General features: G+C 29.8%; 16 protein-coding genes. 6 read left to right on the forward strand and 10 right to left on the reverse strand.

What is annotated here, in order from left to right:
* Positions 1-65: 65 nt before the first annotated feature.
* From crcB to dnaN, 5 genes are all read right to left on the reverse strand, one after another.
* A complete protein-coding gene (gene crcB / locus RSC72_RS10690; RefSeq protein ID WP_332544028.1) occupies positions 66-440 on the reverse strand; it encodes a fluoride efflux transporter CrcB in 375 nt (124 codons plus the stop codon).
* Positions 441-514: 74 nt separating this feature from the next.
* A complete protein-coding gene (locus RSC72_RS10695; protein WP_332544029.1) occupies positions 515-2,083 on the reverse strand; it encodes an NAD(P)/FAD-dependent oxidoreductase in 1,569 nt (522 codons plus the stop codon).
* Between the two features lie 118 nt (positions 2,084-2,201).
* Positions 2,202-2,633 carry an META domain-containing protein gene (locus RSC72_RS10700; RefSeq protein WP_332544030.1) on the reverse strand — a complete coding sequence of 144 codons (432 nt, stop codon included), beginning with the start codon at positions 2,631-2,633 and terminating at the stop codon, positions 2,202-2,204.
* A gap of 16 nt (positions 2,634-2,649) precedes the next feature.
* The gene (pheT, locus tag RSC72_RS10705) at positions 2,650-5,076 is read right to left on the reverse strand and encodes a phenylalanine--tRNA ligase subunit beta (RefSeq protein WP_332544031.1); all 2,427 of its coding nucleotides are present in this window, start codon (positions 5,074-5,076) and stop codon (positions 2,650-2,652) included.
* 35 nt (positions 5,077-5,111) lie between these two features.
* The gene (gene dnaN / locus RSC72_RS10710) at positions 5,112-6,230 is read right to left on the reverse strand and encodes a DNA polymerase III subunit beta (RefSeq protein ID WP_332544032.1); all 1,119 of its coding nucleotides are present in this window, start codon (positions 6,228-6,230) and stop codon (positions 5,112-5,114) included.
* A 268-nt stretch (positions 6,231-6,498) separates the two neighbouring features.
* Here dnaN and RSC72_RS10715 point away from each other — a divergent pair, with 268 nt between their 5' ends.
* The 4 genes from RSC72_RS10715 to RSC72_RS10730 all read left to right on the forward strand — a co-directional run bounded on the left by RSC72_RS10715 (position 6,499) and on the right by RSC72_RS10730 (position 11,051).
* Positions 6,499-6,777 carry a GNAT family N-acetyltransferase gene (locus tag RSC72_RS10715; protein ID WP_332544033.1) on the forward strand — a complete coding sequence of 93 codons (279 nt, stop codon included), beginning with the start codon at positions 6,499-6,501 and terminating at the stop codon, positions 6,775-6,777.
* Positions 6,778-6,783: 6 nt separating this feature from the next.
* A complete protein-coding gene (locus RSC72_RS10720) occupies positions 6,784-7,410 on the forward strand; it encodes a carbonic anhydrase (protein ID WP_332544034.1) in 627 nt (208 codons plus the stop codon).
* 64 nt (positions 7,411-7,474) lie between these two features.
* Positions 7,475-10,297: a hypothetical protein gene (locus tag RSC72_RS10725; RefSeq protein ID WP_332544035.1), complete on the forward strand. Its 2,823-nt coding sequence runs from the start codon at positions 7,475-7,477 to the stop codon at positions 10,295-10,297.
* Positions 10,298-10,301: 4 nt separating this feature from the next.
* On the forward strand, positions 10,302-11,051 hold the full coding sequence (locus tag RSC72_RS10730) for an SDR family NAD(P)-dependent oxidoreductase (RefSeq protein ID WP_332544036.1): 750 nt from the start codon (positions 10,302-10,304) through the stop codon (positions 11,049-11,051).
* A gap of 36 nt (positions 11,052-11,087) precedes the next feature.
* On the opposite strand, the gene RSC72_RS10735 is transcribed toward RSC72_RS10730, so the two are convergent.
* The 3 genes from RSC72_RS10735 to RSC72_RS10745 all read right to left on the reverse strand — a co-directional run bounded on the left by RSC72_RS10735 (position 11,088) and on the right by RSC72_RS10745 (position 17,457).
* Positions 11,088-11,543 carry a GNAT family N-acetyltransferase gene (locus RSC72_RS10735; protein ID WP_332544037.1) on the reverse strand — a complete coding sequence of 152 codons (456 nt, stop codon included), beginning with the start codon at positions 11,541-11,543 and terminating at the stop codon, positions 11,088-11,090.
* 68 nt (positions 11,544-11,611) lie between these two features.
* Positions 11,612-14,908, reverse strand: a complete 3,297-nt coding sequence (locus tag RSC72_RS10740) for a S8 family peptidase (protein WP_332544038.1) — start codon at positions 14,906-14,908, stop codon at positions 11,612-11,614.
* Between the two features lie 179 nt (positions 14,909-15,087).
* Entirely contained in the window at positions 15,088-17,457 is a 2,370-nt protein-coding gene (locus RSC72_RS10745; protein ID WP_332544039.1) for an outer membrane beta-barrel family protein, read from the reverse strand.
* Positions 17,458-17,566: 109 nt separating this feature from the next.
* On the opposite strand from RSC72_RS10745, the gene RSC72_RS10750 reads away from it, so the two are divergent.
* Complete coding sequence (locus RSC72_RS10750) at positions 17,567-18,889, forward strand: sensor histidine kinase (RefSeq protein WP_332544040.1); 1,323 nt, start codon at positions 17,567-17,569, stop codon at positions 18,887-18,889.
* On the forward strand, positions 18,879-19,559 hold the full coding sequence (locus tag RSC72_RS10755) for a response regulator transcription factor (protein WP_332544041.1): 681 nt from the start codon (positions 18,879-18,881) through the stop codon (positions 19,557-19,559). The genes RSC72_RS10750 and RSC72_RS10755 overlap by 11 nt, the downstream gene beginning before the upstream one ends.
* A gap of 187 nt (positions 19,560-19,746) precedes the next feature.
* Here the strand turns inward: RSC72_RS10755 and RSC72_RS10760 are convergent, their stop codons facing one another.
* Complete coding sequence (locus RSC72_RS10760; protein ID WP_332544042.1) at positions 19,747-20,646, reverse strand: alpha/beta hydrolase; 900 nt, start codon at positions 20,644-20,646, stop codon at positions 19,747-19,749.
* 1,617 nt (positions 20,647-22,263) lie between these two features.
* Positions 22,264-22,728, reverse strand: coding sequence for a hypothetical protein (locus tag RSC72_RS10765; RefSeq protein ID WP_332544043.1), 465 nt, complete (start codon positions 22,726-22,728; stop codon positions 22,264-22,266).
* Positions 22,729-23,208: the final 480 nt, after the last annotated feature.

Below are 23,208 nucleotides of genomic sequence, written 5' to 3' on the forward strand. Positions count from 1 at the left end.
AATTTATTAAAAATAAGGATTTTTTATTATCAATTGTTGATAAAATGTATTTTATTGATAATGTATTATTTAAATAATTTAAAACCGATCAGTGTAAAAAGTAATCCAACTAAAATACTAAGAAAAATATAGATGATTAGTGTATAAATATTTTGTTGGATTAAGTTGAAATTCTCGTAAGAAAAACTCGAGAAAGTTGTAAAACCACCACAAAAACCAGTAATTAATAGAAAATTGAAATATGTATTTCCTAAATTATTTTTGATTGAATAGCCATACAAAGCGCCTATCAAAAAACAACCAATCATATTTGTAAGAAAAGTGGCTAAAGGAAAAGGTTGCGTGTAATATTTTCCTATTCCGTACGAAATTAAATATCTTGCAACACTACCAACAGCACCGCCTAAACCAACAAATAATATAGATTTTAGAAAATTCATTTTCTTAAAAGATATCAAGCTGAAAACAAGTTCAGCTTGACATCGTTAATTTATTTTGATGATTAAATATAAAACTATTTTTCGATAAAATTCTTCACAGCTAGTGCAACTTTTGCACCATCCATCGCTGCAGAAATAATTCCACCTGCATAACCCGCTCCTTCAGCGCAAGGAAATAATCCGGTAACTTGTGTATGTTGTAAAGTTTCATCGTTACGAGGAATGCGAACTGGCGAAGAAGTTCTTGATTCTGTTGCCACAACATTTGCATTTTCGGTAAAATATCCATTCATTTTTTTACCAAATGTTTGGAAACCTAATTGCAAAGATTGATGCACTTCTTTTGGTAAAACTTCGCTTAATAATCCTGAAGTTAAACCTGGCAAATATGAACAATCATTCAAAGAATTTGATAATTTATTCGAAACAAAATCTGTCATTCGTTGAGCTGGAGCTTTTAATTTTCCGCCACCAACTTGCCACGCTTTTTGCTCTACCATTTGTTGAAATTTCATTCCAGCCAAAGGTCCTGTAAAACCATATTTAGCAAAATCATTTTCGTCAACGGTTACAACCATTCCAGAATTTGCAAAAAATCCATCACGTTTAGAAGGCGACCAACCATTTACCACCAATTCTCCTTCGTCTGTAGATGCGGGCGCAATAATTCCGCCAGGACACATACAAAATGAGAAAACGCCACGACCAGCTTCTTGCGAAACCAATGAATACGAGGCTGGAGGTAAAAATTCGTTTCGTTCGCCATTTGCAGAACAATGATATTGAGCTGAATCAATCAACGATTGGTGATGCTCGATACGAACACCTAAAGCAAAAGGTTTTGCTTCGATTAAAATCTTTTTTTGATCTAACATTCTGAAAATATCACGCGCCGAATGTCCAGTTGCTAAGATTAATTGAGAGGTTTTAATCTTTGTATCATTATTAAGTTCGATACCTTTTATTTGATTATTTTCGACTAGAATATCTGTCAATTTTGTGTCAAACAAAACTTCTCCACCACATGCTATAATCGCTTCGCGCATGTTTGCGATAATTCCTGGTAATTTATTTGTACCTATATGTGGATGCGCTTCTTGCAAAATACGCTCTGTCGCACCAAAGTGAACAAACCATTGCAACGATTTTAGAATATTTCCACGTTTTGTAGATCGTGTATATAATTTTCCGTCCGAATATGTTCCAGCTCCTCCTTCACCATAACAGTAGTTAGATTCTGGATTCACTTTTCCTTCTTTGTTCATCGCAGCTAAATCTCTACGGCGATCTCTCACATTTTTACCACGTTCGATAATAATTGGTTTAAGACCTTGCTCTATCAATTCTAAAGCAGCAAATAATCCCGCAGGACCAGCGCCAGCAATATAAACTTCATGTGCATTTGAAACGTTTTGAAGTTTTGGATAAAATGCAAATGCATCTTCAAATTCTTCATTAATAAAAACATTTGCTTGTAATTGTGCTACAATATTACGGCTACGCGCGTCTAAAGAGCGTCTTACAATTTGATAAGCATTGATGTTTTCTGGTTTTGTTTTAGCAGCTGAGGCTAAACGTTGTTTAAGAATGTTTTCGTTTGCAGCTTCTGAAGGCGATATACGAATCGTTATATTTTGAGGCATATTTATTGACTAAAAATTAGATTACAAAAGTACGTTAATCCATTCAATAAACATATTTCTTGAAATTAAAAAAGCGATCAATTAATTGATCGCTTTTTTAAGATATATTGTGTTAAAACTAAGTTGTTTTAAAAGTCATTAATAAAATATTTCCTTTATAAAGATGTAATTCTTTTCCAGAAACTTCGTAACGATTTACATTTTTCAACATCGATAAAAATGCTTTTTCTTTACTAATATTTGGGCAAGCCATTTTTGTTTCAGAGAAATTCACAAAACTTACAACACCGCTTACTTTAGTAAAAGTAGCTGTAAAATTATTACAACCTGCAAAACCTGTAACAGTAGAATTGGCTTCGTCAATCGTCAAATTTACATCCTTGTCGTACAAACCTTTTACCACATCATTATCATTTACCAAATACCAATTTTGGTTAGAAATAGAAACTTCTGATTTTGGTTTTATTTTAACCGCAGAAGTAGTAGTAGAACAAGATGTAGCGATAAAAGCTGTTATAAGTATTGCACAAAAAATAGTTGCTATCTTCATAATTTTTCGGATTATTTTATCTTAATTCTGCACTAAATTTTTCTTGGTACAATTTGATTAATTTATTCATCAAACCATCAATTTCTTGGTCGCTTAATGTTTTTGTTTCGTCTTGAATTGTAAAACTTAATGCATACGATTTTTTTCCAGCTGGTAATTTATCTCCTTCGTAAACGTCGAATAAATTAACGGCTTTCAATAAATTTGTTTTCACTTCTTTTGTTGCTTTATACAATTCTTCATATTTCACGGTAGAATCTATTAATAACGCTAAATCTCGGCGAGAACCTGGGAATTTAGAGATTTCTTGGTATTTTAAATCGTGATTATTTGTTAATTCTAACAACGCATCCCAATTTAATTGAGCAAAGAAAGTATCTTGATTTACACCTAATTTTTTCGCTAATTTTTTGTTGATGATTCCTAATTTACCTAATGATTTTTTTCCAGAAATAAATTCAATTCCATCTAAGAAATTATCATCATTTGCAGGTTTTTCATCTGTTATTTGAATATCTAAACGAACAAAAATTTGTTGTACCAAACCTTTCAAATCAGAAAAAGCAACTTTACGCACATTTCCTGTCCAAGATTCAGCATTAAAATTTCCTGAAACAACGATTCCTAAACATTTATTTTCTTCGTAAATATCATCAATCTTACGGTAAATTTTTCCGAATTCGAATAATTTTACATCTGTATTTCTACGATTGATATTGAAGGCAACATTTTCTAATAAACCATTCAATAAAGTACGGCGCATTACCGCTAAATCAGCAGAAAGTGGATTTAACATCGCAACGCTTTCTCCTGCTGGATAAAAGAAAATTTCTTCGTATTCTTTTTTCGTTAACGAGTTATTCATCGCTTCATTAAAACCGAAAGAGATTAATTGACGTGCAATAAAATCTTCAATTTTATCTGGACTAACTTTTTGATTTGGAACATAAGAGAAAGAGAATTTTGATGGAATTTCGATATTATCGTATCCATAAATTCTTAAAATATCTTCTATTAAATCGACATCACGTTGTACATCAACACGATAAGCAGGAACTTCTAAATCTAAAACGCCATCATTTTCAGACAAAATTTTGATTTCTAAATTCTTTAAAATAGCTTTTATTTTATCTTCAGCGATTTCTACACCTAATAATTCAACCACCTTACTTAAACGTAATTTTACATTAAAGTTTTGGATTGGATTTGGATAAATATCATCAATATTAGAAGCGATTTCAGCACCAGTAATTTCAACAAACATCAACACTGCTTTTTTCAACGCATCAATTGTTGTATTTGGATCAATTCCACGTTCAAAGCGGAAAGAAGCATCGGTATTCAACGCATGTGCTTTTGCACCTTTACGAATAGTTACAGGCTCAAAATAAGCAGATTCTAAGAAAATATTTGTTGTAGAGTCAGAAACTCCAGATTCTTTTCCTCCAAAAACACCAGCGATACACATTGGTGAATTTTCGTTACAAATCATTAATTCATAACCTTTTAATGTACGTTCTACACCATCTAAAGTTGTGAATTTTGTGCCTTCGGCTAATTTCTGAACAATTACTTTATTTCCTTCAATTTTATCTGCATCAAAAGCATGTAAAGGTTGTCCTAAATCGTGTAAAATGTAATTCGTAATATCTACAACATTGTTTATTGGAGATAATCCGATTACTTTCAGACGATTTTTTAACCAATCTGGAGATTCAGCAACTTTTACATTTTTCAAGTAAACACCCGCATAACGTGGTGCAGCTTCTGTATCTTTTACTTCGATAGAAATAGGATTTTGACCAAAATCTGTTGTAGGATAATTTGAAATATCATACGTTTTGAATGTCGAAGTAATATCACGTGTTTTTAATGCAGCGTGTAAATCACGCGCAACACCAAAATGTGACATTGCATCTGCGCGGTTTGGTGTAAGACCAATCTCAATTTCGTAATCGATTTCTCCATCATTGAACAATTGAGAAGCTGGTGTTCCTGGTTTTAAATCTTCTGGTAAAACTAAGATTCCTGAATTATCAGTACCAATTCCTAATTCTACTTCAGAACAAATCATTCCGAAAGATTCTTCACCACGAATTTTTGCTTTTTTTATTTTAAATTCTCCTTCCGAAGAAGGTAAAATTGTACCAACAGTCGCTACAGGAACGTTTTGACCAACCGCTACATTAGGAGCTCCACAAACGATTTGCGTTTCTTGACCATCTCCTAAATCTATTTTTGTTACTTTTAATTTATCTGCATTTGGATGAGGTACAGCCGATAAAACTTTCCCAACTAATACGGTATCCAAATATGGTTTAGCTCCACCTACTTGTTCTACACCTTCTACTTCAAGCCCTGTGCTTGTAAGCGTTGCAGATATTTCGTCTAGCGAAATATTTGTATCAATGTAGGTTTTTAGCCAATTGTATGAAATTTTCATTGTATTGTAAAAATGAATTTATGTATTCTTGTTTATTACGCGTTTAACATAACTGGCATTACTAACATTAGGATTTCTTCGCCTTCTTCAAGTCCATCAACTGGTTTGATGATTCCTGCACGATTTGGTTCAGACATTTCTAATGTTATTTCTTCTGATTGTAAGTTATTCAACATCTCAATTAAGAAACGAGAATTGAAACCGATTTGCAAATCTGTTCCGTTGTAATCACAAGGAAGTCTTTCTTCTGCTTTGTTAGCAAAATCAATATCTTCAGCAGAAATTGTTAATGAATTTCCAACTAATTTTAATCGAACTTGATTTGTCGTTTTGTTAGAGAAAATTGCAACTCGCTTCAATGATGTTAAAAATAAATTTCTATTGATCGTTAATACGTTTGGATTTTCTTTTGGAATTACCGCTTCATAATTAGGATATTTTCCATCAATCAAACGACAAGTCAATACAATGTTTTGAAAAGAAAAACGTGTATTTGTTTTATTATATTCTATCGTAACATCATCATTATTTCCACCTAAAATATTTTTTAATAAGTTAAGAGGTTTCTTTGGCATAATGTACTCTGCAGCTTGTAAATCTTGTAATCCGTTACGTGTATATTTTACCAAACGGTGTGCATCAGTTGCAACAAAACGGAAAATATCATCGCTTGCTTGGAAGAAAACTCCCGTCATAATAGGACGTAATTCGTCGTTTCCAGTTGCGAAAATAGTTTTCAGAATTGCTTCTGATAATACACTTGCGCCCAATGTTGTTGTACTTGCGTCTTCAATATCTGGCGTTTGTGGATACTCATTAGCATCTTCAAACGCTAATTGATAATTACCTTGTTCAGATACAATTTCCAAAGTATTTCCTTCTTTTTGAATAAAAGTTAAAGGTTGAGCTGGAAAAGTTTTCAATGTATCTGTTAAGATTTTTGATGGAATGGCAATTTTACCATTATCGTTAGATTCTACTTCTAAAATTGTTGAAATTGTAGTTTCTAAATCTGATCCAGTAATTTTTAATTGATTTCCGTCTAATTCGAATAAAAAATTATCAAGAATTGGTAAAGTGTTATTAGAGTTGATTACTCCACCAATTAAGTTAACATTTTTTAATAACGTGTTGCTCGATACAATAAATTTCATATGAAGAATATTTCCTTAAAATATCTAACAAATGTATGAAATAATCAAATAAAAAAAAGCGACACTATACATTATTTATTATAGTTGATGGTTTCATATTGATAATCAGATAGAAAAGTAATTAAATAGAAAGATTATTATTAAGTTAAATTTTCTTTGATTTAAAACTTTTTCGACCTTAAATTTGTCCCGAATTTATAGAGTTTTAACAAATAATTAGTTCGATTTTTCGTTCAAAAAATATATCTTAAACAAAAATTGATTGGCTATGAAAATTGAATTAAAATTAGACGGTAAAAACGGTGTTTTTGAATTGATAGATGATACAAATAATGCGGTTGGAGAATTGACTTTTATATTAAAAGCAGAGCAAATGTTGATAAATCATACAGGTGTTAATCCAGAATTGAGAGGACAAGGTTTTGCCGAAAAATTAGTGTTAGAAGCTGTAGATTATGCAAGAAAAAATAAATTAAAAATCTTACCATTTTGTAGTTATGTAAGTGTTTATGTAGGAAAACACCCAGAAGTGCAAGATGTATTATAAAGAATTATGAATCTAGAAAAAGTTTTTAAACACAACCAAGAGTGGGTTGCGAAACGTCTAAGTCAAGATGCTGCGTATTTTGATAAATTGTCTGCAGGTCAAAGTCCAGAAATACTTTATATTGGTTGCTCGGATAGCCGTGTAACTACGGAAGAATTGTTTGGAGCAGAGCCAGGAGAAGTTTTTGTACATCGCAATATAGCCAATATGGTAATTAGTTTGGATCTGAATACAACATCGGTTTTAGATTATGCTGTAGAGCATCTGAAAGTGAAACATATTGTAGTTTGCGGACATTATAATTGTGGCGGAATAAAATCTGCTATGATTCCCAAAGATTTAGGAATTATGAATCCGTGGTTGCGTAATATTAGAGATGTTTATCGTTTACATTCGGAAGAATTGAATGCAATAGAGAACGAAGGAATACGCTATAATCGTTTGGTAGAGCTTAATGTACAAGAGCAATGTATTAATGTTGTGAAAAATCCTTTCGTGCAACGTGCTATGGAAAATGGATTGGAAATTCATGGTTGGGTTTTCGATTTATTTACAGGAAATTTGATTGATCTTAAATTAGATTTTGATCAAATTCTTAAAAATATCAAAGAAATTTATGATATAAACGAATAACGCACAAAATATTGTTGAAATTGGTATAGTTATTGTGAATTAATTACTTAACCAAATTATATCAATGTTTAAGAATCGTTGGACTAAAAATATTAGTATCGCTTTAATTTCTATTATTGCGATACTTTTTGCTTTAAGCAGTTATGCAACTTATTTTCTGAATAATCGTCTACCAAAAATTATTGCAGAAAAAAATGACACGCCCTATAATTTTACGTACAAAGATTTGAGTTTTTCCTTTTTTAACTCATCACTTTCACTCAAAAATGTAGAAGTTTCGCCAAAAGATTCTTTGATGATAAAAGATTCTATAGATGCGACGGGAAAAGTGGAAGAAATAGAAATTGTCGGAATTAATTTCTATAAATTAATTGCAAAAAAAGAAGTTTCAGCCTATTCTATAAACATTGAAAAGCCGAGTGTAAATTATTATTTACGAGAAAAAAATGATTCCATAAAAAAGGATACAACACAAGTTAAAGTTGGTGAAAGTTTTAATGTTTCTAATGTAAATATCAACAATGGTGAGTTTAATTTATTTTCTAAATCAGGGAAAAAACATCTTGCAAATGTGTCCAATTTTAGTATAGATTTTGATGGCGTAAAATTTAATGAGCGAACTGTTGATAAAAAAATTCCGTTTAGATATTCTGATTACGAGATAAAATTAGATTCGATGTTTTTTGAGATAAAAGACCGACAAATTTTACGTGCTAAGAAAGTTAAATTCAACAATACAAGTTTTGAATTGGTCGATTTTACCATGAAACCTCTCCAAATGAATGGGCAAAATTTTGTACCCAATAATTCTGATGTAGATTTATTTGATATCGAAACAAAATTACTTAATCTAACCAACATGGATTGGGGATTTACAACCGAAGACAAATTATATTTCAAGACAGATTTAATTCGTTTTAAACAACCAAAAATCTGTATTATTGCTGCAAAATCTAAAAATAAAACAGATAAAGAACCAACCAAAGTTACGATAAAACCAGAAGATGCGGATTTGATTAATATCAAAAAACTGCAAATAGAAGATGGTAAAATACGAACACTTTTTGCGGACGCAACAACTATAAAATATGCTGTAAATAATGTTGATTTGAGCATAGAAGGAATTAAAATGAACCAATTAACACGTGCAAATGATATTCCGATAGATTATAAAACGTTTCGTGTAAAACTGGATTCGATGTATTATAGGTTGAATGAAATGCACACGCTCACAGCTTCTTCTTTTGATTTGACAGAGAAAAAATTGGTATTGAAAAACTTCAAAATGAAACCTTTGATTTCTAAAACTCAGTTTAATCAAAATTATACAAAATCAAATACTTTATTAGATATAGAAGCGCCACTTCTTACGTTAAACAATAACAGTTGGGGGTTAAAAAATAATCAATTCTATTTTCACACAAATTCTATAAAATTAGATGAAGTAAATGTCAAAATCATCGATCAAAAAAATGAGAAATTAATTGCGAAAAGAGTAGATGTTGCAACCAAAAAATTTCTAATTGATTTTAATCTTGGCGTTGATACCATTCAAATAAAACGTTCTCGTTTTATTGCTTCACAAAAATTTGATTTCAGTAATGTAAATCTTACTGTTTTGGGTTTGGTAAACGATTATGGAAAGAAATTGCATATAAATAATGTGATTTTGAAGAATCCAAAATTTACTATTTTTGGTCAACCAAGACGTGTTGCACAACGAGAAGGTAAAGCTCCGCAAGATTTTAATGATATTATAAAAGTGAATAATATTTCGTTGATAAATGGACATTTGGACGTAATTCCTTATCAACAAAAAACGCCAAATCTTACGTTGAAACAATTTCAATTAGCATTCAAAGAGATTAATGTCGATCCAAAAACAATACAACAATCTATTCCATTTTCTTATAAATCTGTATTGTTAAAGTCTGCTGGAATTGATTTTGACATGAGTAAAGTTTATAAATTAAATACGTCTGAACTTCAATTTTCTGATGGAAATATTGTCGTAAATCAATTAAGATTAACGCCAAAAATGTCACGTCAAGTTTTTACAAATCAACTAAAAGAGCAATCGGATTTGTATACAATTTCTATTAATCAAATTTCTGGAAATGGAATTCAGTGGGGAATTTCGCCATCAAAAGATTTTTTCTTGAAAGCAAATCAGTTTAAATTGAATCAACTTTACACCAATATTTATAGAAGTTTACTTCCGCCAGAAGATAAAAAACGAAAAACATTTTTCTCTGAAAAATTACGAAATATGAAATTTGATCTTGGTGTGAAACAATTACAATTGGTAAATTCTAAATTAGAATATGAAGAAGAAACTGCAAAAAGTATTGGAACAGGAAAGTTAACATTTTCATCTATAAATGCAACAGTTAAAAATATAAATTCGGGTTATAAAAAGAAATCTTTGCCAAATGTGATTGTAGATTGGCGTTCTGAATTTATGAATGGAGATTTACGTGCAAATTGGGTTTTCAATCCGATGAATACGTCAGATAAATTTAATATAAATGGAGGAATTACAAATTTACCAGCAAAAAATCTTGATCCATTTGTAAAACCTTATCTTAAAGTGTCTGTTGATGGTGATTTCAAAAAAATACAATTTAATATTAATGGAAATAATAAAATTGCAAAAGGAGATTTTGGGATAGATTATGATAATCTTAAAGTAAATGTTTTACGTGACGATGGAACTAAAAAGAAACTACTTTCTGCAATAGGAAACGCAGCCGTGAAGAACGATTCACGCGGGAAAACGAAAATGGAAAAAATAGAAAATGTAGAAAGAAAGCAGGATAAATCATTTTTTAATTTCTTTTTAGCTTGTATCTTAGATGGCCTTAAAAAAGCATTATTAATTATTTAAAAAGATGAAAAGAACAGTCTTCATTACCGGAGCAACATCTGGGATAGGAATGGCGACAGCGAAGAAATTAGCGTTAAATTATCGTTTAATTTTATGTGGACGTCGTCAAAATAGATTAGATGAAATTCAAGAAGAATTAGCAGAAATCACAGAAGTTAAAACCATTCAGTTTGATGTTCGTGACAAAGAAGCTGTTTATAATGCAGTAGAAAATCTGGAAGATGAATGGAAAAATATTGATATTTTAATCAATAATGCAGGAAATGCACATGGTTTGGCACCTTTTGATACAGCAGATTTAGAAGATTTGGAAGCGATGATTGATATTAATGTGAAAGGATTAATTTATGTTTCGAAAGCAATTATTCCACTTCTTAAAAAATCTACAAATGCGCATATTATTAATATTTCGTCGATTGCAGGAAAAGAAGTTTATCCAAATGCTGCAACTTATTGTGCATCAAAAGCGGCTGTAGAATCTTTGAGTAAAGGAATGCGATATGATTTGTTGCCTTACGGAATAAAAGTTTCTAATGTTGCTCCAGGAGCTGTAGAAACGGAATTTTCTATGGTTCGTTTCAAAGGAAATCAAGAACTTTCTGATAATGTCTACAAAGGTTTTGAACCATTAATTGGAGAAGATATTGCCAATGCAATTGATTATTTATTAAATCAACCCGAACATGTGCAAATTGCAGATGTTACTATTTTTCCAAAGGCACAAGCTGGTGGAACGGTAATTTATAGGAAATAAATAAAAACTACCCGAAGAAAATCTTCGGGGAGTTTTTTATAAAGTTTTCTCAAAACAAACACTACTTTCTACAGCTTCATATTGTTCATAATTCGGAATTTGAGTGTAATTATTTTTTTGATAAAGTGCTATTGCTTCTGGCTGTTTGATTCCTGTTTCTAAAATACATTTCGAAAAATCTAATTCTTTCGTCCAATTTTCGACTTCTTTCAGAACCATTGTTGCAATTCCATTTCCGCGATTTGTTGGTTTTACAAACATTCGTTTCACTTCCATCGTATCATCATCATATTGTTTTATGGCGCCGCAGCCAACAGCTTCGTCATTCATATAAGCCACTACAACATGGTTTATCAAATCAATTTTGTTGTATTGAGCAAAAAAAGCATGCTCTTCACCATCTCTAATTTTTAGGTCGGCATCTAATTCTTTTACCAGTTCCTGAAAATCTATATTGTTAGAGTTTGTTCTAATTATTTTTGGATTATTCATTGGATGTTTTTTTAATAAAAAATGCGAGTTTTATCAACCCGCATTTAAAATTAACTATTTTTTTGAAATTATTTTTTAATAATCTTTTTATTAATTGTTCCTTCACTTGTTTTTAGTTCAAGAATATAAACACCTTGTGGAATATTAGGAATATTAATTTTGTTAATTGCACCTTTAATATTTTGAGAAATAATAACTTTTCCAGTTAAATCAATCAATTTAATCGAAGCGTCTTTAATTTGATTTGGTAAAGAAATATTAACATGATCTACAACTGGATTTGGATAAATCTGAATATTATTTAGAGATAAATCAACATTGCTTAAAGAATTTTCTGTACCTACAAAATATCCACCTTGTCCAGCGTAATCTACAGTAACTTCCCAATATTTGTAAGTATCATTCCATTTTAAATTTTGGGGATTAACTGCTATAGATAAAGGTTTAACATTGTAAGATAAATGTTTACCAGAGTTGTCGCTACTTGTGCCAGCGTAAAAATATACTCTCACATTTTCTAAGTTAGTACTTTTATCAGTTGGTAATTGTGTTGTTTTACCATTATTAAAAGCATCAAATTCAGCTTGAGTAAAGAAAAGTGTTATTTTTCCCGTCGGATTTTGTGTTGAATTTTCAACTTGAACACGTCTACTAACAAGTTCATTCGTATAATTATCTACCCATATTTTGCTTGTTATTTCTCCTGTAACCGGAATTGCACCTTCAGATTCAATACGAGTTACAACTTTACAGTTATTAATAGCTAAATTATATCCTGGTATAATTTGTTGTTTTGTAGTAGAATTCGCAGTAGCTAATTGATGAACAGCTGCTGTATTTTCATGAATAACAATTCTTATTTTTGGATCTAAAGTTTTATTTTGAATATAAGCTCCGTCATTATTAGAAATATATGTTCTTCCATCAATATTATCTTTGTCATAAAATATTCTAAAATGTGTACCTGTTGTATAAAAATTAATAAAAATATCTTTATTTGCAATTGCGTCAACATTAAGGTCAGAAATATCTAAGTTATTCCATCCGTACCAATTTGTGTTAATTGTACTATCAAATGTTTTTGTTGCAATTAAATCTCCAGGTAAACCATCAACGTTTGCTTTTCTTACTTCAACAGTAAAAGGACTATCAGTTACGGGATTATTATATCCCATCAACATGTACACACTTTTTAATTTACCAGAAATAGTAGGTGTGTATTTTAAAGCTACTTTTTGTGTATTAGCTATATTTGCTTGATAAGAATTAGGTAGATCAGTACTACTATAAGATTTATCATACGTATCATAACCTAATATCGTGAAATTACCTACAGGACATGACTGATTATTATTTTGACTATTTACTTCTTGTAAAACGGCATTGTAAGTGTTTATCTTACCGTATCCAAAAGTAGTTGAATAATTTTCTGTTGTGAATTTATCTTTAGTAGTTGTGCTTGTAAGTCTATCTTTTACTTGTTTAGCAGTTAAATTTGGATTTGCTTGTAAAAGAAGTGCTACCGATCCTGCTACACCTGGAGCTGCCATACTTGTACCAGAAATTGCTCTATAATATTTACCATCAATTATAGAACCCGCAGTCGTATATGAGGGTATGTTTGATGATAAAGCAGATGTAACAAGGGTACCATCAGCAGAAATTTCGGGTTTTCTAAATCCATCCACTCTTGGGCCAATGGAACTTGAAAAATTTTTATCTTGAAATGTACTGTATAGATAACTGTAGTTAGCAGTTAATTTATTTAAGACGAATAAACTAGCTGCATGATTTGCTACTGTTATTGCTTCATCAGCATTACCAGGAGAGCCTGTAGTGTAATCGTTGTTACCATCTATAGGATTAAGATTGACAGAATAACTTGTAATCCAGCCATCTAACTCTAAAGGTACATCGTTTGTATTTTCAAATTCAAAAACGTATGTTCCTGCAATTGGAACAGAAGTACTTGTTCTTTTAACAACTGTTTGTGTCCATCTTTTTTTTCTTTCAAGTTCCCAATAATTTGCACTTTGAATTGTTAAAATTGTATTACCAGATGTATCCTTTATATCATCAGTAGCAAAACTTTCAGGAGGTCTTGTAACTATTTCACCATTTGGAGCTGTAATTCTTAATGTAACATCTAAATTATTTTCTAATCCTCTATTGTAAGTAATAAATGAAAAAAAGTCAAGAGAATTATTCGTGACACCTGTTGGAGGGTCTTCAGTATTAATTGTAAATGATTTTTTTTCACCTGGATTAAGATTTAAATAATGATGAATTTTTCCACCTCCATCATTTCCTGCAGAAATGACAACAACTCTACCTGGACCAGATTTTGTAAATTCATTCACGGCAATTTCGTTAACCTCTGTTCCATCATGTGTAGAAACTTGACCACCAATACTCATATTAACAACAATAGGTCTATTAAGTTCTTCAGCAATTTTTTTGAAATACTCCAAACCGTTTGTTTGGTTGAAAGAAGAAAAATTATTAACACCACCTCTTACCACAATAATATCTGCTTCTGGAGCAGTACCAGTAAATAGACGTTTTACAGTACCCAGTCCACTACCAACAGCAGTACCCGCAACATGCGTTCCATGTCCGTTTGTATCAACAGTTCTTACTAAATTTGTAGGAGAGCCGTCAATCTCATCATCAATCTCAATCTTTGCATATTCTACTCCGTAAGAAAAACCTGTTGGAGATTTTTCCGTTGTAGTTTCTGGTGTTAATGTTTGGTCCCAAATTCTAAGAATTCGTGTTTTAGTAGGGTCAGAAAGACTATTGAAATCAGGATGTTTAAAATCTATTCCTGTATCAAAAATACCAACCAAAACACCTTGACCTTTGTAAGATTGGTTATTCAAAACTCCAGAATGTAGTAAACTTGTTCCAGATTCTGTTACATGAGGAATATTATTTAAACCATCAATTTTAGGAACTTCAATACTTTTTATATTTTCATTATTTCCTAACTCCTGTATCTGTTCTAAAGATAATAAAGCTGTAAAAAAAGTTTTGGTAGTGGCTTGTATTAAGTATCCTTTATTTTCAAATTTCTTATAATCACCATAAACAATTGCTTGGAAAAGCTCTTCAGTATTTCCATTTGGTAAAACAACTGTTGAGGTAGATAGTTGATTTTCTTCTATAATTTTCTTGAAATTTTTAGAATTTAGATTTCCCTTTTTTTGAATAGAAATTACATTTTCAAATTTTGGATCTATTTTATATTGAGCATATAAAGATCCTCCATAAAGCATTAACGCAATTCCAAGTGCTTTAGAAGTAGATCGGTTTTTAATGTAGTGCATACAAAAATCACCTAAATGGTGTAAATTTTTAATCATGGTAGTATTTAGTGTAAAATTAATATTAACACTAAGTTAAGAGTTTTGATTTTGAATTTTACATCGAAAATAAAAATCAGAAAACAAACCTATAAATGAATGTGTTATGTGAATAATTAATGTTAATACTAATTTTTTATAGATAATTATTTGCCTAAAATATTAAAAATGAAATGGAATTAAATTCTATTTTGTTCCGTAGTTTTCTTCGCTTGTTTTGTGTCTTTTACTTTCTGATTTCCGAAATTATATTTCAAATTCAAAATAAAATATTGCGTGTCGCGATAATCTTTGAAATCTTGATTCTGATTCGCATATTTCGTAGAAATTGTATTGCGATCTGTTCTGAAAATATCATTAAAAGTTAAACCAATTTCAAATTTTTTCTCCCAAAATTTCTTGTTCAAAATAAGATATGTATTCTGTGAAGAACTGATGTTAAATGATCCCTGTATGGCTTCGGAATTGTAAATATATCCAGCCGAAATATTGAATGTTTTTGCTTTGTCCAAATTGATTTGTGTACTAAGATTTAGATTGTAAAAAATAACGTCATTCTTGTATTGCAATTGATCTGGTCCAAAATAATAATTCTGATTATATTCTGTCATTGCAAATAAATTTAGTTTCCACCACGGTTTTAGTGTAAAATTTTTCGAAAGATTTATACCAAAAGCTTCGCCATTTTTGATATTGGTAAAATGATAAACGGTTTCAAAAGTTTCAGGATTTTGAATGGAGATTTCCATTGCAGGATTTTTTTCATAACGATAATACGTTTCAAAATTCCAATCTTTCAGTGTATAGGTCAAACTCAAATTATGAATAATCGTAGAAATAGCATTCGCATCGCCCTGAAAATAAGAAAATAAATTATAATAAGATTTCGAAGGATTCAAGAAATTATAATTAGGTCTATCAATACGTTTTCCATAATTTAAACCAATTTGTCCTGCATTTTCAAAATTATACATCACATATAAAGTCGGAAAAATCTCTGTGTCTGTTCGTTTATTTTTAGCATTCGGATTATCTGAAATTGTATTAATCCAAGCGGTTTCTGTTCTCAATCCAGCTTTTGCTTCCCATTTTTTCCATTTGTAATTTCCAGAAAAATACAAAGCGAAAATTTGTTCTTTGTAATCAAAAATATTACTTTTTTCGGGTTGATATTCGATGATATTATTGATAGATTCATAAAAATCAAGATCATTATTATTTTGTACAAAACTATATTTAGAACCAGCTTCTAATCCATAATTTTCTTGATTGTAGGTGTAATCAATTTGTGTAGAAAATAGATTCAATTTCTGAAGTGCAGCGCTCAAAAATCGATTTTCTTCATACGGTTTATCTTTAAAATTTAATTGAGTCAAAACATTTTGATTCTCTTTGTAATAACGAGTACTGAAATTATTTGTCCAAGTTAAATTATGTTTTCCAAACTTTTTATCATACGCTAAATAAGCATTAAAACTATTCGAAAATTCTTTGCGATGATTTTGTGTCAAATAATTTGATTCTTCTTGATTATTTACTGTGTTGTAAATAGTAGTTGGAACTTTATAATTCCCGATAGAAGCAGGATTATTGTATCCGTTAAACCCAAATTGAAGATACTGCAAACTATCTATTGAATATTGAGAAGCAAAATTGTAAACATGTTGTTCTTTTGCAACAGTTCTTCTCGTCATGTCACTTTCCCAGCGAGTTTTTGCTTCTTCGTAAGTCGTTACATCAAAATTTTTGCGCATATATTTTCCGTTCACAAAATAATAACTTCCGCTTAATTGCCATTTATCTTTATTGTAAGATTGCGAAGTGCCGAGCATTCCTTTGGCGTAAGTTGCTTGATGATAACGCGTAGATAATTGACCTTTATAACCAGAAAGTACATTTTTCTTCATTTTGATATTGATAATTGCGCTTCCAGATGCTTCATATTTTGCAGGAGGATTTGTAATAACTTCAATAGAAGAAACCGTTGAACCGTCTGTGTTTTCTAATAATTGCTTCAATTCATCTTGTGTCATCAATGTTTTTTTATCGTTTATTGTGACTAAGATTTGAGTATTTCCTCTTACACTTAATTGATCGTTTTTTACCAAAACATTCGGCGTGTTTTTTACAATATCCCAAGCGCTTAAATTTTGTAAAGGCGTATTTTCAACATTAAATTCTAATCGATCTATTTTACGTTTTACCAATGGTTTTTGAGCTGAAACAACAACATCTTTTAGATTAATTGTTTCATCTTTTTTTAATAAAATAGTTAGAGGAAATTTAATCTCATTTGTTTTAAATTTTTGTTCAAATTCTTGATAACCAAATTCTTTTATGTAAATTGTAAAAGAAGAAGCTTGTTCAAGTTCAAAATTAAAATCTCCATTTTTATCAGAAGTCAAATCATAATTTTTTTTAGATGAGGTTTCAACTTCAATAGAAATTGCAGATAATGGTTTATTTTCATCATCTATAAGTTTTGTTGTAATGTTTTGAGCGGAAATAAAACTTGTTGTTAATGTGAAGATGTACAGAATGATTTTCATCGTTATTATTTTTTACAAAGCTCAATTTAAAAGGTTTTATAGTTGGTTAATGAACGGTTAACGATTGGTTAATGTGAATTTTGTGTAGAAAAACAATGTATTTTTGAATATGAATTTTCCCAAAAAATATTATTCTATTTTATTTGCTTTTGTATTGTTGATTTTAATCGCATTACAAGGTTATTATATCTTTAATTCGTATCGGTTAGAAGAGAAAAACTTAAAAAATGAAGCTTCGCAAATTGCCTTGAAAGTTGCGAACGAAATGAATCGTTTGCAAAATAATGTGGATGAAGATAAATTGATTGATGATTTTAAGAAATTATCACACGAAAATGGAAAGCAATATGATGAATTGAATGTAATTCGCCTTAAAATGGGAAATAAGTTCACGAATTATACATTAATAGTAGATTCTCTTTTGACGAATTATTCAAAAGGAAAAGATCTTGAAATAGCGCTGAAATCAGATATTTATTCAATTTTTGACGATATTAATCACAAAGAATTATTGCCAAATAAACCGATGGTTATTTATCAATCTTCAAAAAAAATGAAGAATCCGACCAATATCAATCAAAGTATTTGGACATCTGATGATGTTAAAAATGAGAAGGATTCGGATTTTGGAGTTGATAAAAACGAGCGACATAAATATAAAATAAAATCAAAAACAGATTTTGAACTATTGAATTTGAGGTTCTTAATCTTGAAAAAAATAATTCCTTTGATAGTGATTAGCTTATTAATTGTTGCAATAATTGTTTTTTTATATTGGAAAAGTATGCAAAATCTATCTAAACAAGAAGAGAAAATTAATCAATTACATTTAACAATAGACTCTATTGCGCATGAATTGAACACGCCAATTACGACGATGAAATTTGCGTTGCAACAAGTAAATAATCCTGAGACGAAAGATATGTTAAATCGTCAAATAGGAAGAATAGAAAATACGGTTGATTCTATTTTCTTGAAAGAACAAAATGAAAATGAGTTGATAAGCGAAACAAATTTGTTCGAATTAATTCAACAAATAAAATTAGAATTTCCAGCTATTCAGTTTATTTTCTCAATGAAATTTAATAAGAATTCACATTTGAAATTTTCAGATTTTCAACAAATTTTTCAGAATTTGATAGAAAATTCAGTGAAGTATGGCGCATCTAAAATTGAATTAGATTTTGAATTTTCGAAACAAATAAAACTTAAATTTTCAGATGACGGAATTGGAATTCCTACCAAAGATTTACCTTTTATTTTTGACAAATATTATCGTGTAGATCGTTCTATCAACCAAAATGTAAATGGTTTGGGTGTTGGTTTGTATTTGGTAAAAAATAATGTTACACGGTATAATGGCACAATAAAAGTGCAAAATAATATAGAAAAAGGTGTTGAATTTTTAATTGAGTTACCGAATGAAAACTAAATTAATCTTAGTAGAAGATGATCAAGATTTGGGAATGGTTTTGAAACAATATCTTGAATTTTCTGATTTTGAGGTGATTTGGTTTGATCATCCTCAGAAATTTCTGGACGATTTAACTGTATTACAAACCTCTAAACTTTTGATTTTAGATGTTATGATGCCTCAAATTGATGGATTTTCTTTGGCGAATCAATTAAAAGATCAGCTTAATATTCCTTATTTATTTTTAACGGCGAAAGGGCAAAGTTTTGATCGCGTTTTGGGTTTGAAAATTGGAGCGGACGATTACATTACAAAACCGTGTGATCCTGAAGAATTAGTTTTACGAATAAAAAATATTTTGAAGCGTAATCAACCTGTTTTAGAAGAAATAGTTTGGATTGGAAATTATAATTTTAATAGAAATCAGATGAGTTTATCCTTTGATAAAAATGAATTTCAGCTAACCGAAAAAGAAGTTGAATTATTAAATTATTTTATTCTACATAATCATAAATTGGTAACAAGAAAAGAGATTTTGGAAACTATTTGGGGCGAAAATGATTATTTTATGGGAAGAAGTTTAGATGTTTTTATGTCGCGAATGCGTAAATATTTTCAGTATGACGAAACAATAAAATTTGAATCTATACGAGGCGTTGGTTTTAAAATTGATTTACCTTTAGTATAATTAAATATCAAAAATTCGAATTTGTAGTATTTTATCAATCAAATTTTGAGAACCTTTATTTCGAATACTTTATGCTAAAAAACGGAAAAATGACTTTACTAAGAAGTTAAACAAAAAGGAGAAATTTAAAACTCCTCCTTTTATTTATTATTCTAATTAAATAATTGCTTTTAGTATGTTTATTAATTTAATCTTTAAATAAAGAGTTAAGAAAATCAATTCCGTCATTGATAGCTTTTAAACCTTCTGTATTTTGTTCACTAGCTTTAAAAAATTGAATAAAACCGTGCGTTTGTTTATCATATACATGTACTTCTGATTTTACGCCTGCTTGTATTAATGCATTATTATAAGCTACATTTTCATCAGACAAAGGATCTAATTCTCCTACTTGGATAAATGCTGGCGGAAGATTTTTATGATTACCATCTAAAGGAGCAATATATAAAGAATCTCTTTCTGATACGTTTGGCACATATGCATCTATACTATTGATAAATACTTCTTTGGTAGGGAAGTATGTTTCACCTAATTTGTTCCAAGACGGCGTATTTGCTTCCAAACTTGCAGCATAAATATATATCAACCATTGTCCTATAATTTTAGGTCCATTTTTATCTCTTGCCATCATAGCCGCAACTGTAGCAAAATTGGCACCTGCACTATCTCCACAAACTGCAATTTTGTTGGCATCTGCACCTATTTGAGTCGCATTGCTAGAAATCCACTCTATTGTAGTATAAAAATCATTTAATCCCGTAGGAAAAGGATGTTCAGGAGCTAAACGGTAGTCAACATAAGCCACAATAGCTTTCGCACCATTTGCAATAGTGTGTGCCATAACAGCGTGCGTTTCCAAATCGCCAGAAATAAAACATCCACCGTGAGCAAAAACTACAACAGGTAAAGATTCTGAATCTACAACTTTTGGTATATAAAAATTTACAGGAATATCATATTCAGCGTCTTTTGACGGAATATTAACCTTTTTTATTTCAGCAAAAACATCTGGAGTACCAGCTGATGGTATACTGCTTCTGTAAGAGTTTCTAAAATTTTTCGCGAATGTTAATAAGTCATCATTCATTTTTTTTCTAATTTATTTTTCAGATTTAGGAAGTTGTTTATTTTAAACACTATGACTAAGTTATAGAAAAAAAAAGTATAAAATAAAAAATATTGATAGTTAAATATGTGAAATTTCCTATTATATATTTAACATTGGTTTTAGATAAATTTATGTTAGCTGTAGTTTTTTATTCCTTGATAAATGCTTCTACAGTTTTGAAATTTTGTGTATTTTTTTCCAAAAATGTTAATCGTATTTGTATTTTATTTTTGTTTAGTAAAAGAAATAATTTTAGTTGTAATTTTTCTAAGAATGATTCTCTCAATTTTTTAACGTTATCTGTAGATTTTAAAAATATGAAAATTGCAGAATTTTTATTGCTATAAAGAAAATCGGTTTTAATTATGTCATTTTGAGCTACAAAATACTATCCATTTCTATATATGATTCCGTTACTTTTTGATAACTCCATTTTTCCTTGGATCAACATTGATAAAAGGTCTATTACCAAGAGACAAACAAATAAATTAATTATAAAACTAAATATAAATAGTAATTCTGGCTTTTGATAAAATAATCTTCCAACTCAGTTGTATCGGCTACTTCCATTGGGTACTTTAGAAGTTAATTCATTTGCGTTAAACATTATGAATCCAAAAATCATAAGGAAAATTAGAGCAATTCCTAAATATTTTAATATTTTGATTTTATCAAAATTGAGTGATAAAGTTTTCAATTTTATGAGCAGTTTTGAAAAGTTATAGCTAACGAGCCGAAGCTTTGCGAAGTGCGGGAATTTTAGAACTGAAAGTTCAATAATTCCAAAACGTAGCAAATGCTTTTTCTTATTGTCTAAATTAAGAAAAAAAACAATATGAAAAGCATTTTGCGAAACCTATGTTAGCTGTAGTTTTTTTATTGCACTAAAAATTTACTAATTCTTTTATAATTTTTTTTGTCGTTTTCCAAAAAACTTAATCTTATTTGTATTTTATTTCTGTTTATAAGTAAAAACCCTCTGATTAATAATTTATCCAAGAAAGATGAACGCTTATTTATGACATTTTCCAATGATCTTAAATAAATTAAAATTGCGGAGTTGTTGTTACTGTCGAATAATTCCATTTTACTTATATCTTTTTGCTCTACAAAATATTTTCCATTTTTATAGATAATTCCATTTCCTACTTTCAATTCTAGTTTACCTCGAATTAACATAAGTAATGAATCAAAAATCATCAATAAAAAAATAAGATTGAGAAATATAGTAAATCCTAATAGCAAATTTTCTCTTTCATAAAATAGTTCTCCAACCCATCTATGTCTTCCAGTAGAAGAAGGTTTTCGATGTGCGAAATATTCATAATTAAAAGTTATAAACCCGAAAATTATAATTAAGATTATTGATAAACCAAAATATTTAAAAACTTTTGATTTGTTATATTTTATTGAAAGTTCTTTCACTTTATTACGAGTAGTTGGAGAAAATTGCTGCTAACGTTCCGCGGCTTGGCGCAGTAGCGACTTAGTGGAACGGATATTTTCTTGCTAAGATAAGATTTTCCAGTGGAAAATCGGTAGTTGTTTTGAAATGAAATTGTAGCTATTAAGCCAAACCGCTGTTAGCTGCAGCATTTATATTGAAAGTTGATTGCTCCAAATGATTTTTAAGTTTTCTTTATTGCTTATTTCATTTTGATATTTCTCGACGGTAGAAAATTCTTTATTCATGAGAAAACCAATCTTGAATTTTTGCTTTGGTAAGCCAACACTATAAATTACATATAGTTTAATTTCTTTTTCCTCTAAAGGATTTAAATTGTAAAGTTTTGGAATATTTTTGTCGCAATCAATTGCTGGGAATTCTATGTTTTTATTATTAGTAATGAAGTTTTTATTATAGTTACAACTCATTATCCAAATAGGGAAAATTTTATTTGAATTATTTTTTAACGTTACAATTATTGGATTTCCTAATGAGTTAAGATTTATTGACTCATCTTTTTTTATTGTTATTGAAATTACGTTCTCATCTTTATTGTTTTTTTGTGAACAAGCAAATATTAAACTGATTAAAAATGTTAAAAATAGTTTTTTCATTTCATTGAAGTTTTCGTTGGGGAATGTTGCAGCTAACGAGCCTTGTATTTGCGAAGAACGGGGTAGAATTTGAACGAAGTTCAATTTCGTACGTTCAAGCAAATTGCTCATTTTCTGAAACTAATTTATGCAGAAGTTTTCATAAAAGCAATTTTGCGGGCGGAAAAATATAGGCAGAAAGTTTACTTTCAGCCCGTTTTTTCGCAAAAACAATGATGTAGCGCAATTCTTCGCTCCGCTATGAATCGCGCTACATCGCTCGTCGGATTACATCCTATGATATTCACAAATCCGACGAGCGTTATGCGTTCGGCTATTTTAGCATCTATATTTTGTATTAAGCAAAACCTTTCTATGTTATTCTATTTGAAACTTGTAATTTTTGACAAATGATTAGGTTTTTCGTTGTCTTTTTAGGAGGCCGAAAATATTTAATATTCCAATTATAGGCAAATACAAAATTAAAAAAAGCGAAAAGGA

Origin of the sequence: Algoriella sp., from assembly GCF_036647415.1 — a bacterium.
In the GTDB taxonomy this organism is placed as follows: Bacteria; Bacteroidota; Bacteroidia; order Flavobacteriales; family Weeksellaceae; genus Empedobacter.

Excerpts from the sequence above, each read along its gene's own strand:
- dnaN (WP_332544032.1), bottom strand. The coding sequence starts at position 6,230 with ATGAAATTTATTGTATCGAGCAACACGTTATTAAAAAATGTTAACTTA.
- RSC72_RS10740 (WP_332544038.1), bottom strand. The coding sequence starts at position 14,908 with ATGATTAAAAATTTACACCATTTAGGTGATTTTTGTATGCACTACATT.
- RSC72_RS10730 (WP_332544036.1), top strand. The coding sequence starts at position 10,302 with ATGAAAAGAACAGTCTTCATTACCGGAGCAACATCTGGGATAGGAATG.
- RSC72_RS10725 (WP_332544035.1), top strand. The coding sequence starts at position 7,475 with ATGTTTAAGAATCGTTGGACTAAAAATATTAGTATCGCTTTAATTTCT.
- RSC72_RS10715 (WP_332544033.1), top strand. The coding sequence starts at position 6,499 with ATGAAAATTGAATTAAAATTAGACGGTAAAAACGGTGTTTTTGAATTG.
- pheT (WP_332544031.1), bottom strand. The coding sequence starts at position 5,076 with ATGAAAATTTCATACAATTGGCTAAAAACCTACATTGATACAAATATT.
- RSC72_RS10695 (WP_332544029.1), bottom strand. The coding sequence starts at position 2,083 with ATGCCTCAAAATATAACGATTCGTATATCGCCTTCAGAAGCTGCAAAC.
- RSC72_RS10755 (WP_332544041.1), top strand. The coding sequence starts at position 18,879 with ATGAAAACTAAATTAATCTTAGTAGAAGATGATCAAGATTTGGGAATG.
- RSC72_RS10700 (WP_332544030.1), bottom strand. The coding sequence starts at position 2,633 with ATGAAGATAGCAACTATTTTTTGTGCAATACTTATAACAGCTTTTATC.
- RSC72_RS10720 (WP_332544034.1), top strand. The coding sequence starts at position 6,784 with ATGAATCTAGAAAAAGTTTTTAAACACAACCAAGAGTGGGTTGCGAAA.
- RSC72_RS10750 (WP_332544040.1), top strand. The coding sequence starts at position 17,567 with ATGAATTTTCCCAAAAAATATTATTCTATTTTATTTGCTTTTGTATTG.
- RSC72_RS10745 (WP_332544039.1), bottom strand. The coding sequence starts at position 17,457 with ATGAAAATCATTCTGTACATCTTCACATTAACAACAAGTTTTATTTCC.
- RSC72_RS10765 (WP_332544043.1), bottom strand. The coding sequence starts at position 22,728 with ATGAAAAAACTATTTTTAACATTTTTAATCAGTTTAATATTTGCTTGT.
- crcB (WP_332544028.1), bottom strand. The coding sequence starts at position 440 with ATGAATTTTCTAAAATCTATATTATTTGTTGGTTTAGGCGGTGCTGTT.
- RSC72_RS10735 (WP_332544037.1), bottom strand. The coding sequence starts at position 11,543 with ATGAATAATCCAAAAATAATTAGAACAAACTCTAACAATATAGATTTT.
- RSC72_RS10760 (WP_332544042.1), bottom strand. The coding sequence starts at position 20,646 with ATGAATGATGACTTATTAACATTCGCGAAAAATTTTAGAAACTCTTAC.